Below are 15,924 nucleotides of genomic sequence, written 5' to 3'. Positions count from 1 at the left end.
TTCTCAATTCTAGCAGAGGGTTGTCATGGCGTCTTCAACTGCCAGGTGATGCAACTGGTCAGAGGCTCCATGTCGCACCGGTTTTCCATCCTTACCATTTTTCTGTCAATCCGATCGATTCAGCATGAAAACCGATTACCGGACCTTTGACTTTCTCGGCTCTGCCCGCCGCACCCTGACGCTGGAGAGCGCCGCGCTGACCGCGCTGGAGGCGCGGCTCGACATGGCGTTCGTGCAGGCCTGCCTGCTGATGCTCGATTGTCAGGGACGGGTCGTCGTCACCGGCATGGGTAAATCGGGCCATGTCGCCAACAAGATCTCATCGACCCTGGCCAGCACCGGGACGCCGGCGTTCTTCGTGCATCCGGCCGAAGCCAGCCATGGTGACCTCGGCATGATCACCCGGCAGGATGTGGTGTTGGCGCTCTCCAACTCCGGCACCACCGCCGAGGTGCTGGCGATCGTGCCGCTGATCAAACGGATGCAGGCCCGCCTGATCAGCATGACCGGCGATGCCGCTTCGCCACTGGCCAAGGCTGCCGAGGTGCATCTGGATGTGGCGGTGGCGCAGGAGGCCTGTCCGCTCGGACTGGCCCCCACCGCCAGCACCACCACGGCGCTGGCGATGGGCGATGCCCTGGCGGTGGCCCTGCTCGAAGCACGCGGTTTCACCGCCGAGCAGTTTGCTTTCTCCCATCCCGGTGGCAGCCTTGGTCGCCGCCTGCTGCTGAAGGTCGAGGATCTGATGCATGGCGACGAATCAGTGCCCAGGGTCACGGCCTCGACCCCGCTGCGCGATGCGCTGGCCGAAATCAGCCGCTGTGGCTTTGGCCTGACCAGTGTGGTCGATGGGCAGGGCCGCATGATCGGCATCTTCACCGATGGCGATCTGCGTCGCGTGCTCGACCGCGGTCTCGACGTGCGTGCCACCTCGGTGGCCGAAGTGATGACGCCGAAGGGCGCCGTGGTCCAGCCGGAGCAACTGGCCGTGGATGCCTTGCAGTGCATGGAGGCGCGGCAGATCATGGCCCTGATCGTCGTCGATGAAGAGCGCCGTCCGGTCGGCGTGTTGCACATGCACGATCTGGTCCGCTCGGGTGTGGTATGATCGCGCGCTGAATATCTGGAAGAAATCTCCTTGTCCGACAAGCTGTTGCAAAAAATCGAACGAATCCGGCTGCTGGCGTTGGATGTCGATGGCGTGCTCACCGATGGCCGGCTCTACTTTCTGCCCGATGGCGGCGAAATCAAGGTGTTCAACAGCCTCGATGGGCATGGCCTGAAGATGCTGCAACGCAGTGGAGTCACGGTGGCGCTGATCACCGGACGCAGTTCGACTGCGGTGGCGCGCCGTGCTGCCGAACTCGGCATCAGTCACCTCCATCAGGGCAGCGAACAGAAGTTGCCTATATTCGATGGGCTGCTGGAGCAGCTTGGGCTCGACTACAGCCAGGCAGCGTTCATGGGCGATGACCTGCCCGATCTGCCGCTGATCAGGCGGGCCGCAGTGGGGATGACCGTCGCCAATGCCCACCCGCTGGTGCGGCAAAGCGCCGACTGGCAGAGCACCCTGGCCGGTGGCCAGGGTGCGGTGCGCGAAGCGTGCGACCTGATCATGCAGACGCAGGGTACGCTCTGCCGGTTGCTGCAAGCCTACGAGTGACCACTCCCATGCGTGCCAACACCTGGTGGATCGGTTGCATTCTGCTGCTGTGTGGCGGGCTGCTGCTGAAGGTCTCGCTCGACATGGATGCTTCCCGGCAACGTGGCGGTCTGGTCGATGACAACCAGCCCGATTTTTTCATGGCCCGGGCTGCCACCCGCATCTACGATGAAGAGGGCCGTGTGGCTTACCTGCTCAGTGCCGAGCGCTGGAGTCATGTTCGCGGCGAGCCTGGCATATCGCTTGCGCAGCCGAATCTGATCGCCCATCGAACCGAGTCATCGCAGCGCTGGCAGGCACAGGCCGAGCGCGGCTACTGGGTCGAGAGCGATGGTGTGTTGACCCTCGATCAGGCCGTCACTTTTGAGTTGTGGGCGCAGCAACGGCGGTTGCAACAGCTGCTCACGCCGCACATGCAGATCGACTACCGGCGGCGCACCGCCCATACCGATGCGCCGGTCAGGCTGCTGGCCGAGCAGGGTGAAATGAGTGGCAATGGCATCGACATCGATCTGGTTGCCGGCAAGGCCGTGTTGCCGAGTCAGGTGCGGGGGCACTATCTTCCCAGTCAACCAGGAGCATCGAAGTGAAAAAAAATCTGCTTTCGCTCCGGCGCCTTCTGCTGCTGTCACTGTTGCCATGGCTGCCCTCCACGCTGCTGGCGCTCAGTGGCGACAGCCGGCAGCCGATCGAAATCGTCTCCGACCGCGCCGAATTCGACGACAACAGCGCATCGGCGCATTACATCGGCAATGTGGTGGTGACACAGGGTTCGCTGCGCATCGAGGCCGACGATCTGCTCCTGATCAGTGACAAGGGCAGTGTCACCGAGGTCAAGGCCAGCGGCACCCCGGCCCGTTTTCATCAGCAGCTCGATGGCCAGGAGCCGTTGATGATGGAGGGTGAAGCCACCTCGATCAGCTACCATGCCAAGAGCCGCCAGCTTGAACTGAAAGGCACCGCCAAACTGCGGCAGGGTGAGCGGTTCTTCTATGGCGAGCGCATCGAATACCAGCTGGAGAAGCGGTTGATGCGCGCCTTTGGCGGCAGCGAGGCCAAGGGGGAGGGCAAGCGGGTCCGGTTGATCCTGCCGCCGCCCAAGGATGAGGCGACGCCATGACAGTGGCCGCCAGCGAGCAGGCACGGGCCGACAGTTGTCTGAACGTCAGCCATCTGTGCAAGCGCTACCAGAAGCGACAGGTGGTGCGTGATGTCTCGTTGACGCTGCGCAGCGGCGAGATCGTTGGTCTGCTGGGGCCCAACGGTGCCGGCAAGACCACCTGCTTCTACATGATCATCGGCCTGGTGCGTGGTGATGGTGGCACCATCACCCTCGATGGTCAGGAGATCACCCATCTGCCGATGCATCGACGGGCACGCCGAGGCTTGGGCTATCTGCCCCAGGAGCCCTCGGTGTTCCGCCAGATGTCGGTGGCCGACAACATCCTGGCCGTGCTCGAGACCCGTGCCCGATTGAGCCGCTCCGAACAGCGCCAGCGGCTCGATCAGCTGCTGGATGAGTTCAACATCGCCCACTTGCGCAACGAGCTGGGCATGAGTCTGTCGGGCGGTGAGCGCCGGCGGGTGGAGATTGCCCGGGCGCTGGCGGTGGAGCCGCGCTTCATGCTGCTCGATGAACCCTTCGCCGGCGTCGATCCGATCTCGATGAGCGATATCAAGGCCATCGTGCGGCAGTTGCAGCAGCGTTCGATCGGCGTGCTGATCACCGATCACAACGTCCGCGAAACGCTCGATATCTGTGAACGGGCCTACATCGTCAGTGATGGCGGCATCATTGCCGAGGGTGATCCCGCGGCTATAATGCAGAACAGGCAGGTTCGTGAGGTTTATCTCGGCAAGGAGTTCAGTCTGTAGTGCGCATCATGCCTCGTTTTACCCTCGGTCACGGGCTCTGACATGAAACCTTCGCTTCAGCTCAAGCTGGGTCAGAGCCTGACCATGACCCCGCAACTGCAGCAAGCGATTCGTCTTCTGCAGCTTTCGACCCTCGATCTCCATCAGGAGATTCAGCAGGCGCTCGACTCCAACCCGATGCTCGAACTGGTCGAGGATGAAGATGAACGGCGTGCCGATGAGTCGATCGACGCCTACGGTGAGCAGACTTCGGCCGAAGCGGACGACAGCGGCGACCTCGATGGGGCAGAGTTCGACAGTCACGGCGATGATGAGTGGAGCGAGGCGATTCCCGAAGATCTGTCGATCGACACCAGCTGGGACGAGATCTATCAGAGCAGCGGAACCGGTTCGTCCAATCCGGAGAGCGATGAGGATTTCGAGTCCCGCAACAGCGTCACCGAGAGCCTGCAGGACCACCTGCGCTGGCAGATCAACCTGACCCATCTCAGTGATGTCGATCGGCTGATCGCGCTGAATCTCATCGATGGCATCAATCCGGATGGGATGCTCACCACCTCGATCGAGGATGTACAGCTCAGCCTGGCGCGCGATCAGATCGAGGTCGATCTGGATGAGATCGAAGCGGTGCTGCATCTGGTGCAGCAGCTCGATCCAATCGGTGTCGGCGCACGCACGCTGGCCGAATGTCTGCTGCTGCAATTGCGCCAGTTTCCGGCCGACACCCCTTGGCGCAAGCAGGCCGAAAAGATCCTGACCGACCACATGGCTGCGCTCGGCAGCCGTGACTACAGCCAGCTGATGCGGCTGCTCAAGCTGACCAGTGAGGAGCTGGGCCAGGTGGTGCAGTTGATCCAGCAGCTCAATCCGCGTCCCGGCAGCATCATCTCCAGCAGCCAGTCGGAGTACATCATTCCCGATGTCTACACCCGCAAGGTGCGCGGAGAGTGGGTGGTCGAGCTCAATCCGGAAAGCATGCCGCGGTTGCGGGTCAACGAGCACTATGCCGCCATGGTGCGCCGCGCCGACAATGGTGCCGACAACACCTTTCTGCGCAACAACCTGCAGGAGGCGCGCTGGTTTCTGAAGAGCCTGACGAGTCGCAACGAGACGCTGCTGAAGGTGGCGCGCAAGATTGTCGAGGTGCAGCGCGGCTTTCTCGACCATGGCGCCGAGGCGATGAAACCGCTGGTGCTCTACGACATTGCCGAGGCGGTCGGCATGCATGAGTCGACCATCTCCCGCGTCACCACCCAGAAATTCCTGCACACGCCACGTGGCATTTTCGAGCTGAAATATTTCTTCTCCAGCCATCTGGAGACCGATTCGGGCGGGGAGTGCTCATCCACTGCGATCCGCGCCGTCATCAAAAAGCTGATCAGCGCTGAAAGTGCAAAAAAACCCTTGAGTGACAGCAAAATCACCGCCATCCTGTCGCAGCAGGGCATCAAGGTGGCGCGGCGTACCATCGCCAAGTACCGCGAATCGATGGGCATTGCCCCCTCCAACGAGCGCAAGCAGTTGCCCTGATCGATGGCGGTCCCGCTGTCGCCTTCCACGTCTCACACAACAGGAACCCTTCGCATGCAGATCAATGTCAGTGGCCACCACGTCGAAGTCTCACCCGCGCTGCATGATTACGTCACCAGCAAGATGAACCGGATCGAACGCCATTTCGAACAGATCACCAGCATCGATGTGATCCTATCGGTCGAGAAGCAGCGGCAGAAGGCCGAGGCGACCATCCGCTTTTCCGGTGGCGAGATCTTTGCCGACATCGAGTCGGATGACATGTATGCGGCCATCGATGCGATGGCCGACAAGCTCGATCGGCAGATGATCAAGCACAAGGAGAAGTCGATTGGCCGCCACCATGGTGGTTCGAATCGATAACCGTTCACATCCCCGCAACGTTGATGTCGTCGCGGTCGGCGGCGTCAACGCCGGTTGATGCAACCATCCTCCCATCGATGGACACCCGCACCCGACTCGTCATCATCAGTGGCCGTTCCGGCTCGGGCAAGAGTACGGCGCTGCATGTGCTCGAGGATCTCGGTTTCTATGCCATCGACAACCTGCCGGCCAGTCTGCTGAACACCTTGGCTGCGGGGGTCGCTGCCGGTCAGTATGCCGAGCAGCGGCGCATCGCGGTCAGCATCGATGCCCGCAATGTACCGGGTGACCTGTCGCGGTTGCCGGAGATCCTCGAGGAGGTCAGCGGCATCACGCTGACGCCGCAGATCCTGTTTCTCGATGCCGACGACCAGACGCTGTTGCAGCGGTTCAGCGAGACCCGCCGCCGCCATCCGCTGACCGGCCCCCACCTGCCGCTGACGGAAGCGATCGGTCGCGAGCGTGAACTGCTGCGGCCGGTGGCGGCACTGGCCGATGTCACCCTCGACACCAGCCGTCTCAGCCTGCATGACCTGCGCGATCTGATCCGCCGCCGTTTCTCGACCACCGAAGGGGAGAACTTCTCGCTGCTGTTTGAATCCTTCGGCTTCAAGAAGGGAACACCGGCCGATGCCGATTTCGTCTTCGATGTCCGCGCGCTGCCCAACCCCTACTGGCACACTGCGCTGCGCGTCCATGATGGGCGTGAGCCGCCGGTGATCGAATTCCTGGAGGCCCAGCCCGAAGTGCGGCAGATGCTCGATGACATCGGCACTTTTCTCGACCGCTGGCTGCCGCGCTTTCTGGCCAGTGGTCGCAGCTATGTGACCGTGGCCCTCGGCTGCACCGGTGGGCAGCACCGCTCGGTCTACCTGTGTGAACGGCTGGCCGAACGGTTCTGCGGTCGATTCCCCACGGTCCTGCTGCGCCACCGCGAGCTGAGCAACGCACGCGAGCCGGTGCAGGTCGCGGTGGCATCGGAGCCTGAAACCGGCTAACCTGCCGGCCAGTTCGCAGCGATCGCTGCCGCCTGCTCCTCCCCGTCGTTCGATGCGGTGTCACCGGCTTCTCACCGGGCTGGGCAGTGCCCGTTTTGTCCGGAATGCCCGTCATGGCCGACTCCAACCAAGGCGCCCGCGCGCGCACCCAGACCCAGCTTCAGGCGCTCAGCAGCGCACTGGAGAGCGGCACCTTCGTGCAGATTCGGCGCATGTTGAACGGTGTGCCGGCGGTCGACGTGGCGCGGCTGCTGGAATCCTCGCCACCCAACCTGCGTGACCTGCTGTGGGAGCTGGTCGACAAGGAGAAAGAGGGAGAGATCCTGCAGCATCTCTCCGATGAGTTGCAGGGGCTGTTTCTGCGGCGGATGAATGCCGAGACGGTCGCCTCGGTGGTGGAGGGCTTCGACACCGACGACCTGGCCGACCTGCTGCAGCAGTTGCCGGAGCGGGTGATCCGCGAAGTGCTCGATGCAATGGATGCGCAGGACCGTCATCGGGTCGAACGGGTGCTGGCCTATCCGGAAGACAGCGCCGGTGGCCTGATGAACACCGACACCATCACCGTGCGGCCCCGCTTCACGCTCGACGTGGTGTTCCGCTATCTGCGCCGTCATGACAGCCTGCCGCCGATGACCGACAACATCATCGTGGTCAACAGCGAGGACCGCTTCATCGGCCTGCTGCCATTGACCAAGATGCTGGTCAGCGATCCGTCGATCACGGTGCGCGAGATCATGGTCACCGATGTCGCGGCGATTCCGGCCTCCACCTCGGCCAGCGAGGTGGCCAAGCTGTTCGAGCGCCATGACTGGGTCTCGGCACCGGTGGTCGATGAGACTGGCCATCTGCTCGGGCGGATCACCATCGATGACGTGGTCGACGTGATCATCGAAGCGGCTGATCAGCAGGTGATGAGCATGGCCGGCCTCGGCGACGAGGAGTCCACCTTCATCGCCCCGTTCAAGGCCGCGACCCAGCGCGCCACCTGGCTGGGCGCCAACCTGCTGACCGGCTTCATCGCGGCCGGCGTGGTGGGGCTCTTCGCCGAGACCATCCATCAGGTGGTGGCGCTGGCGGTGTTGATGCCGATCATCCCCAGCATGGGCGGCGTGGCTGGCAGCCAGACGCTGACCTTGATGATCCGCGGCATGGCCCTTGGCCACATCGGCCGCGCCAACCGCTTCTGGCTGTTGCGTCAGGAGCTGCTGATCGGGCTGCTGAATGGCCTGCTGTGGGCCACTATCGTCGGCGTGGCCACGGCTTACTGGTTCGATGACCGGCTGCTGGGGGTGATCCTTGCAGTGGCGATGCTCTGCAACCTGCTGGCGGCGGCGTTGACCGGGGTACTGCTGCCACTGATGCTGCGCACCTTCGGCATCGACCCGATTCTGGCCGGATCGGTGCTGCTGACCACCGTGACCGACGTGGTGGGCTTTGTCGTGCTGCTGGGTCTGGCCAGTTGGTTGCTGCTGTAAAAGGAGGAGGACGGGATGCAGGCGCCAGAAGAGAAACCAAGCAAGAGTGCGCGCAAGCGGCGGATGCATGAACTGCAACGGCTGGGCGGCACGCTGTTGCAGTTCAGCGATGCCCAGCTCCGGCGGCTGCCGCTGACCGAAGCGCTGCGTGAAGCGGTGCGCGAAGGCAAGCGGCTCAAGGCGCCGGCGGCACTGCAACGGCACTGTCAGTTTCTGGGGCGCCTGCTCGATGAAGCCGACAATGAAGCACTGTTGATCGCCATCGTGACACTGGAACAGGGTACACAGCGGGCCGATCCCTGGCACCATCAGGCCGAGCGGCTGCGCGACGCACTGCTGGCGGGCGAGACGGTGCACTTTCAAGCCTGGCTGGTCCAGCTCGATCCCGCGGATCAGGCGCAGGTGAACGCTCAGGCCGAGCGGGCACGCCAGGCAGTGCGACGTGGGCAGGAGGTGGCGCGGGAGTCGCGTCAGCTCTACCGACTGCTGCACCGCCTGCTCGAGGCAGCCGCCAGCGCCAGCGATTGACTACCCCTTCAGTTGCCGGTTGATTCGCTGGTAAGCGCTCTTGAGCTCTTCGCCCAGCAGTTTGACCGCCGCGCCAATTTCCTGGCCCGAGGCAACCCCCTCCGCGCCGGCCCGCTGCAACTTCTGGTTGAGCTGCTCCCACTTCTTCTCGCTCTTCTGCCACTCATCAAGCAGGTCGAGCTTGAGCAGGTGGGCCTGCAGATGCAGTGCGTCCCGCTCGACCTTCAACTGTTCGGCAAGCTGTTTCAGATCCTCTTGAAGCGTGCTCATCGTTGGCTCCCGTCGTAGTCGTTTGAACCGGTGGAGAGGATGGATCATACAGGGAGGCCGGGCAACAGTGTTGCCACAGGTCAAGCCGATGGTCGTTGGTTCGATTTTGCGGAGCGGCCCGACTCACCGCGGTCTGGTTTCGGACCCTGCGGAGGTCATCGGTTGCGGGTGGGTTGATCCTGAAACAACTCGACCAGGGTGATCTTGGGGTCATTGATCGGGCCAGTGACCTGGTAACGGGTGCTGGTGAGCTGGGCGAGCGGTTTTTCGAACAGCTGTCCGGCGAGGTAGGCGGCGGCGGCGGTGGGCAACCCACCGATGGCAGCCACATACCAGGGCAGATTGGTGCCGATCGGCAGCGTCATCGCCATGTCGAGATCGAGATTCTGGCTGGCAAGATCGATGGTACCTGCCAGTTTGAAGCGCCCGACAGCCGACTCGATGTTGATCCGGTCATCCAGTGTCAGAACATTGTTGGCCAGTTTCATTCGGCCATCGACCTGCTGATAGCCAATGCTGCCGCCGCCGAAGTCGGAGAGGTTGAGCTGGAGCTTGCTGATCAGGTTGTTGAAGTTGAACAGGCTGAACAGCCCCAGTGGGCTGGTGCCGCCACCGGTCTCGAAGCGACCATTCCGGAACAGCAGGTGGTAGTCGCCACGTGTCCGCTCCAGCGCGAAATGGGCGGGGGAGCCGGGCCAGGCCAGATTGATATCGATTCGGGCCGATTGGCTGCTGATGCCCGGCACCACGCCGAAATAGCGCGCCAGCTGGGCGATGTCGCCCCCCTCCAGCGTGCTGGTCAGCTGCGAGCGGTGCAGGCCACCGGTATCGCGCTGCCACACCATGAGTGCGTTGCGCAGCGTGAAGCCATCGATGGTGGCATTGATCTGTTGCGCAGTGATGCCCTGAGCAGTGGGCCGCAACTGAAAGGCCCAACTTCCCAGCGGCTGCTCATCGATGTGAATGGCGGCAGCCTGAAAATCGAGTGATGGCAGCGTGGCGGGATCGAAATTGGCCAGTGGGTCGTTATCGGGACGATTGGAGGCGGTGGTCAGCGTGAGCTGTTCCAGAGCGATCCGGATCGGCGCCGAATGGTCGAGCGCCAGCTGGAGGGTGCCACGGACCTTGTCACTGGCAACCCGCAGATCGACCCGCTCCTGCTGCTGGGAAATGGTCAGATGGACCTCATTGAGCGTCTGCCCGAGAAAGCGCAGCTGTGGCAGGGTGAAGTCGATCTTGCCGACATCGGTGAACCAGTCGACACTCTTCTCGATGCCATCGATATGGGCCAGGTGGGCACGGTAAAACGCGATCCACTGGTCGAGATCGATCGGTGGCAGATTGCCGCGCAACGGATTGTGGGCCGAGAGTGGCCGAGCACTCTGACTGCTGCCGAGCAGGATCTGCCCCCGGTCGCGGCCTGCGGCATCAAAGGTCAGATCAAAACCGATCTCTTCGTTCAGCAGCAGCGACAGCGATTCCAGGCCGGCGGAGTTGAAGCGGGTGAGCAGGAACAGCGGCACCGCCTGTTGCGGCGCCTTCGACAGCGGTGGTGGCAGGCTGCTGCCGAGCCCGACCAGGCTGGATTCGAAGGTGAGTTCGCTGCCGTTTCCGCCGGTCAGTGGCAACTGGAGCTGGGCCAGATAGGGGGCCTCGCCTTGGAAGAAGTCGAGCGGTTGCAGATCGAGCCAGTCGGTCAGATCCGCGACGTCGACGCGCCCCTCCTGGGTCAGCAGCAGGGTGGTATGGCCGGTTGGGTCACTGCTCTGTTGCAGGCGCACCGTCACCGGCTGCCCGAGAAACCGCGCCTTGATCTGGTCGGCATGAACTGCCTGATCCGTGGCAAGGCGCAGCGCGCCCTCCACCTGGTCGTAACGCAGCCGGTAACGGGGTGCGGCGACCCGACCGTTATTGGTGCGCAGGTCGAGCTGATAGCCGATTTTCGGCTTCTCTCCGAGGGGGACATCGAGTTTCAGATGCCCCTGCAATGGCCCCCGCAGCTCCAGTTCGCCGAGCCAGGGGAGCAGCTCCTGACGCAGCGGCGTGGTCAACACCCACTTTTTGGATTCGGCCAGCGTACTGGTCAGATCTGACTCGATCGAGAGATGATAGTGCGGGTTACGGTCGCTCCGGCGGCCGACGACCTTGCCTTGCGTCAGAGCAAGGTTGCCGCTCTTGCCCTTGATGACCTCGATATCGAGGTCGGCATCGCTGACCCAGACCGAGCCGGCCAACTCTTCGAGTATCGGCCAATCCGGCTGAAAGCGCAGCCGCATGTCGCGGCCACGAAAGAACAGCAGCGTCCGTTTGCCCTGCTCGGGGCCATGGAGCCGGCCCTGGTAGACCACGCTGCCCTGCTCCAGCAGCCCGGTGGTCAGGCTCTGGCGGATCCAGTCGATCAGCCTGGCATTCTCGGTCAGGGTTGGCAGAAACTGGTCTTTCTCCAGCAGGCTGGCCGGGTTGATGCCGATCGACAGCCCCAGTGTGGCCGCATCGAGGTCATGTCGGGGCAGCAGCAGGCGGAACACTCCCTGGGCGCCGAAGCGGTCGGAGCCGAGCTGGATGCGGTCGGAATCAATTTCGATCAGTTCCGGGGTCACCTGCCAGAACAGCGTGCCTTGGGCGGTGTCGATTCGCCAGCTTTGCGCAAACAGCTTTGGAAAGTGCAGGTCGAGTTGCTTCGAGTCGAACTGCAGCAGGCCGTGTCCGCCGCGGATGAACAATGTACCGTCGACGCCACTGACGGCCGGCGCCCCCTGCCAGGCCTGCATGCTGAAGGTGGTGAGTCGGGCCGAGAGCTCAAGGTCGTCGAATGCATCGGTCGTCAGCCGGGGTGCCAGCAGATGGAGTGCCTCGATCTGCCCAGTGGGAGCAAGCTGTTCCAGACGCTGCTGCCAGGCGGAAGGCAGCAGGTTCGACCCGATGAGCCAGCTCCGCCATGGCCGCAGATCGATCCGATCGGCAAACAGCTCGATGGCCGCCTGATCGGGCGCTCCGGCACCGATCAGGCGCAGATGGGTGATCCGGGTCGCCTCATTCGGCAGCAGCAGGCGCGGTTCGAGTTCCAGCCGCCAGGCCGGCCGTGCCAGCGAGGCGGTGGGTGTTGCCGAGCTCTCGTGCTGGTAATGAAAGCCCAGCTGGATGACGGGCGCATCGGCTGAAGCGGCAGTTGCCGTTGGCGCCACGGCGGCGCTGATCTCTCCGGTCAGCCCGACCAGTTGCAGGCCCTCGAGATCGCCCCACAGTTCGGCGGTGGCCGTGAGATGCGCTGGTGGCTCGAATCCACCCAGCAGCCGCAGCCAGCGGGCATCGATCGGCTGTTGGGGCAGGCGCAGATGGAATTCGCCGGTGCTGGGCAGACTGCTTCCGTCGAAACCATGCAGATGGAGGATCGCCGTGGTGACGGGGGCCGTTGCATCGAGCTTGAAGTCGGCCGCGATGCGATAGCCGGCTGCGGCCTGCTCCAGATCGAGCTGTGGCAGCAGCAGCGGCGGCACTGTTGATGTGGCGGCCGCATCCTGCCACAGCAGCGTGACATCATGCAGCTGCAACCGTTCGGGCAGCCCAAGCGGGACGAGCAGTGCGTCGAGCGGGCGCGCTCTGCCGCCTGCGCCGGCATCGACCGACAGTGTCACGCCGCGGGCCGACAGCGCGACCAGCCTGGGTTGGCGATGCCACAGTGATTGCAGCAGATGGAGCGAAAATTCCACTGCATCACCGCGCAGTGACCAGTTCGCTGTTTCGATTTCGAGTCCCTGCAGGCGAATCACCGGCGCCAACCCCTCCCAATCGCCGGTGATCTGCGTGAAGGTGATCCGGCATTGGCAGCGGCGGTTGGCCTCGGCGCTGAGCTGACTCTGGAACTCATCGATCCTGGGCAGCAGATTGCGGCCCACGCCGACCACCACGGCTGCGCCCAGCAGCAGCGCAAAGCCGAGCCACAGCAGGGCCTGCAGGGCCAAGGTGATGAGGCGCCAGGGCGTCATGGGGGCTGGAGTCGGGTCAGCGCGAACAGGCGGGGGCGGTGGAAGGTCGCGCATGGCCCAAGCCTAACATCGCGAACCGGATCGATCGAGTGCTGGCCAGGTCACCATGCCGCAGCGTGCCAGCAGCGCCTGGGTTTCGCACAGTGGCAATCCCACCACGGCAGAGTAGCTGCCCTCGATGCGCTCGACGAACGGCGCCGCCAGTCCCTGGATCGCATAGCCGCCGGCCTTGTCGAGCGGTTCACCGCTCTCCCAGTAGCGCGCCAGCTCCGCGGGATCGAGCGGACGAAACCGCACCCGAGTGGTGACCACGGCCGTGTGGCAGGCAGTGGCGGTCACCACGGCGACCGCGCTGATGACTCGATGCCAGCGGCCGCTCAGTTGCGTCATCATCGCCATGAAGTGGTCGCGGTCGCGCGGTTTGCCGAGAATCTCGTCCGCCTCGGCCACCACCACGGTGTCGGCACCCAGCACCGGCGCATCAGCCAGCGGCAGGCTGTCGCGCCCAGTCTCGGCCTTGGCCTGTGCCAGCCGCAGCACATGCGCCGGGGATGACTCGCCGGCCAAGGGCGATTCGTCGACATTGACAGCCAGCAGCCGGCAGGGCACCGCGATCTGCTCCAGCAGCGCCCGCCTGCGCGGCGAGGCCGAGGCCAGATAGACGAAGCCGGGCGCGTCCATTCACTCCACCCGGTAGTGGCGCCGCAGGCGGCGCAGAAGCGGAAACAGCAGCGGCCAGAGCAGCCCGCTGCTCAATGCACTCAACAGCCGGTCGCTGCGCCATGGCTGCTGGCTGATCAGCAGTTGCATCAGGCTGAGCAGCAGCAGGTAGAGCGAAACCAGCACGCAGACGATCAACGCCTGCTGCACCCGGGGAAACAGCCGCAACTGCTGATGCAGGCTGAGGTCGATGTAGCTCACCACCATCAGTGCCAGGCCATGTTGGCCCAGGGTGACATCGTGCAGCACATCGAGCGGCAGTCCCAGCAGCCAGCCGAACAGCAGCCCGATGCGTTCCGGCAGGGCCATGGTCCAGTAGATCAGGCAGAGCAGGGCCCAAGTGGGACGCCAGGGTTGCCAGTCGGCCGGCAGCGGCACGACCTCCAGCAGCAGCGCGATGACGAAGGTCAGCAGAATGACCAGCCAGTTGCCGATCGGGCTACTGCGCATCGTCGGTGGCCTCGGTCACGGAGTTCTGTCCGGGTTGTGGTGTGGTCAGAATCACCAGCACATGGCGACTGATCGCCAGTTGTGCGGTCGGTATCGCCCTGATCTGTGTGAAAGGCTGGCCGGCATTGCGGTTCACCGACTCCACCACCCCGACCGGATAGTTGGCCGGAAAGCGCCCGCCCAAGCCGGAAGTCACCAGTTGGTCGCCCACCTCGATGTCGCTGGTCTCGGGCACGTTGAGCAGCTCGAGATGGCTGTCGTCCCCGGTGCCGACGGCGATGGCCCGCACTCCGTTGCGCAGCACCTGCACCGGTACGGCATGGTTCTGATCAGTGATCAGCAGCACCCGGCTGTGGTGCGGCCGCACCGAGATCACCTGTCCCATGATACCGCTGGCATCGAGCAGTGGCTGCCCCTCCCTGACGCCACTCTTCGCGCCCCGGTCGATGATCACGAAATGGCGTGACGGGTCGCTGGAGACCCCGATGATCTCGGCGATCAGCGCATTCTCATCGAGGTGGGTGGTGGAATTGAGCAGCTGGCGCAGGCGGATGTTTTCGGCCTGCAACGCAGCCATCTTCTGCGCCTTCTGCGACAGCAGCAGCCGCTCGGTTCTGAGTGCATCGTTCTCGCGTGCCAACTGCTGGCGGCTGCTGAGACTGTCGCGGCTGCCGGCATAGAGCCGCAGTGGCCAGTCGGCCAGTTCGATCATCGGCGCCAGCGCCCAGTCGAGCCGTTCGCGCAGCAGATCGAGGGCATGGTAATGGGCATCGGCGACCATCAGCCCGACCGACAGCAGGCCAAGCAGCAGCAGCCGCAGGCCGAGGCGGGGGCGTTTGACGAAGATCAGCTTGATGGCAATCTCACCTCAGCCTGTTCGGTCACTGCAGCGGGCCGACCCGATCGGTCCGTTCATTCGCTGGAGAGCAGCTCGAAATTGCTGGCGTCCATCATCTCCAGTGCCCGACCGCCGCCGCGGGCGACACAGGTCAGCGGGTCATCGGCCACCCGCACCGGCAGGCCGGTCTCCTTGGAGATCAACTGGTCGAGCCCGCGCAGCAGCGCGCCACCGCCGGTCAGCACGATGCCGGACTCGGCGATGTCCGATGCCAGTTCGGGCGGCGACTGTTCCAATGCCCGCTTGACCGCCTGCACGATGCCGGAGAGCGGCTCCTGCAGCGCTTCGAGAATCTCCTCGCTGTCGAGGGTGAAGCTGCGCGGGATGCCCTCGGCCAGGTTGCGGCCACGCACATCGATCTCGCTCGATTCGACGCTCGCGAAGGCGATGCCGATCTCCTGCTTGATCCGCTCGGCGGTGGCATCGCCGATCAGGCTGCCATACTGGCGCCGCACATGGGTGATGATCGCCTCGTCGAAGCGGTCGCCGCCGATGCGCACCGAATCGGAATAGACGATGCCGCTGAGCGAGATGATGGCGATTTCGGTGGTGCCACCGCCAATGTCGACGACCATCGAGCCGCTGGCCTCCTCGACCGGCATGCCGGCACCGATTGCGGCGGCCATCGGCTCCTCGATCAGGCGCACGTCACGGGCGCCTGCGCCTATCGCCGATTCGCGGATCGCGCGGCGTTCGACCTGGGTCGAACCACAGGGAATGCTGATCAGCACCCGTGGGCTGGGGCGAATGAAGCTGTTGGCATGGGTCTTGGCGATGAAGTGCTGCAACATCTTCTCGGTCACCTGAAAGTCGGCGATGACGCCATCTTTCAGCGGCCGGATCGCGGTGATGTTGCCGGGGGTGCGCCCGAGCATCCGTTTGGCTGCGCTGCCGACGGCGCAGACGGTCTTCTGGCCATTTTGAATGCGGATCGCCACCACCGAGGGCTCATCCAGCACGATGCCCTTGCCGCGCACATAGATCAGGGTGTTGGCAGTGCCAAGATCGATCGAAAGATCGTTGGAGAACATTCCACGCAGTCGTTTGAACATATTCAGCTGGCAAACCTCGGGATGGGTGGGAGCTCATGCGGTGCACAGCGAAAGCGGTCGGGTTCGAAGGGTGACTGTAAACGCATTCTCGACCGGCTTCCGACAGTGCGGGT

At 63.8% G+C, this 15,924-nt stretch carries 16 protein-coding genes; 10 read left to right on the top strand and 6 right to left on the bottom strand.

What is annotated here, in order from left to right; all coding sequences use genetic code 11:
- The first annotated feature begins 124 nt into the window (after window positions 1–124).
- From H7A13_05960 to H7A13_05915, 10 genes are all read left to right on the top strand, one after another.
- Window positions 125–1,108, top strand: coding sequence for a KpsF/GutQ family sugar-phosphate isomerase (locus H7A13_05960; protein MCP5332888.1), 984 nt, complete (start codon window positions 125–127; stop codon window positions 1,106–1,108).
- 30 nt (window positions 1,109–1,138) lie between these two features.
- On the top strand, window positions 1,139–1,663 hold the full coding sequence (locus H7A13_05955; GenBank protein ID MCP5332887.1) for an HAD hydrolase family protein: 525 nt from the start codon (window positions 1,139–1,141) through the stop codon (window positions 1,661–1,663).
- Complete coding sequence (gene lptC / locus H7A13_05950; GenBank protein MCP5332886.1) at window positions 1,660–2,253, top strand: LPS export ABC transporter periplasmic protein LptC; 594 nt, start codon at window positions 1,660–1,662, stop codon at window positions 2,251–2,253. Before H7A13_05955 ends, lptC begins: the two co-directional genes overlap by 4 nt.
- On the top strand, window positions 2,250–2,783 hold the full coding sequence (lptA, locus tag H7A13_05945) for a lipopolysaccharide transport periplasmic protein LptA (protein MCP5332885.1): 534 nt from the start codon (window positions 2,250–2,252) through the stop codon (window positions 2,781–2,783). The genes lptC and lptA overlap by 4 nt, the downstream gene beginning before the upstream one ends.
- A complete protein-coding gene (gene lptB / locus H7A13_05940; GenBank protein MCP5332884.1) occupies window positions 2,780–3,538 on the top strand; it encodes an LPS export ABC transporter ATP-binding protein in 759 nt (252 codons plus the stop codon). The genes lptA and lptB overlap by 4 nt, the downstream gene beginning before the upstream one ends.
- 42 nt (window positions 3,539–3,580) lie before the next feature.
- A complete protein-coding gene (locus H7A13_05935; protein ID MCP5332883.1) occupies window positions 3,581–5,068 on the top strand; it encodes an RNA polymerase factor sigma-54 in 1,488 nt (495 codons plus the stop codon).
- Window positions 5,069–5,122: 54 nt separating this feature from the next.
- On the top strand, window positions 5,123–5,431 hold the full coding sequence (gene raiA / locus H7A13_05930; protein ID MCP5332882.1) for a ribosome-associated translation inhibitor RaiA: 309 nt from the start codon (window positions 5,123–5,125) through the stop codon (window positions 5,429–5,431).
- Between the two features lie 77 nt (window positions 5,432–5,508).
- A complete protein-coding gene (gene rapZ, locus H7A13_05925) occupies window positions 5,509–6,429 on the top strand; it encodes an RNase adapter RapZ (GenBank protein MCP5332881.1) in 921 nt (306 codons plus the stop codon).
- Between the two features lie 113 nt (window positions 6,430–6,542).
- A complete protein-coding gene (mgtE, locus tag H7A13_05920; protein ID MCP5332880.1) occupies window positions 6,543–7,907 on the top strand; it encodes a magnesium transporter in 1,365 nt (454 codons plus the stop codon).
- A 15-nt stretch (window positions 7,908–7,922) separates the two neighbouring features.
- Complete coding sequence (locus tag H7A13_05915; GenBank protein ID MCP5332879.1) at window positions 7,923–8,435, top strand: DUF615 domain-containing protein; 513 nt, start codon at window positions 7,923–7,925, stop codon at window positions 8,433–8,435.
- Here the strand turns inward: H7A13_05915 and H7A13_05910 are convergent, their stop codons facing one another.
- From H7A13_05910 to H7A13_05885, 6 genes are all read right to left on the bottom strand, one after another.
- Entirely contained in the window at window positions 8,436–8,705 is a 270-nt protein-coding gene (locus H7A13_05910; protein ID MCP5332878.1) for a hypothetical protein, read from the bottom strand.
- Between the two features lie 155 nt (window positions 8,706–8,860).
- A complete protein-coding gene (locus tag H7A13_05905; GenBank protein MCP5332877.1) occupies window positions 8,861–12,691 on the bottom strand; it encodes a TIGR02099 family protein in 3,831 nt (1,276 codons plus the stop codon).
- 63 nt (window positions 12,692–12,754) lie between these two features.
- Window positions 12,755–13,372 (bottom strand): septum formation inhibitor Maf, encoded by a 618-nt coding sequence (maf, locus tag H7A13_05900; GenBank protein MCP5332876.1) that lies wholly within the window; start codon window positions 13,370–13,372, stop codon window positions 12,755–12,757.
- The gene (gene mreD, locus H7A13_05895; GenBank protein MCP5332875.1) at window positions 13,373–13,861 is read right to left on the bottom strand and encodes a rod shape-determining protein MreD; all 489 of its coding nucleotides are present in this window, start codon (window positions 13,859–13,861) and stop codon (window positions 13,373–13,375) included.
- Entirely contained in the window at window positions 13,851–14,723 is an 873-nt protein-coding gene (gene mreC / locus H7A13_05890; protein MCP5332874.1) for a rod shape-determining protein MreC, read from the bottom strand. The genes mreD and mreC overlap by 11 nt, the downstream gene beginning before the upstream one ends.
- Window positions 14,724–14,773: 50 nt before the next feature.
- On the bottom strand, window positions 14,774–15,811 hold the full coding sequence (locus H7A13_05885) for a rod shape-determining protein (protein ID MCP5332873.1): 1,038 nt from the start codon (window positions 15,809–15,811) through the stop codon (window positions 14,774–14,776).
- Between the last annotated feature and the right edge of the window lie 113 nt (window positions 15,812–15,924).

Source organism: Pseudomonadales bacterium (genome assembly GCA_024234215.1).
GTDB lineage: Bacteria > Pseudomonadota > Gammaproteobacteria > Pseudomonadales > UBA5862 > JACKOQ01.
The sequence above is the reverse complement of the archived record's forward strand: the minus strand, read 5'-3'. Positions and strand labels throughout refer to the sequence as shown.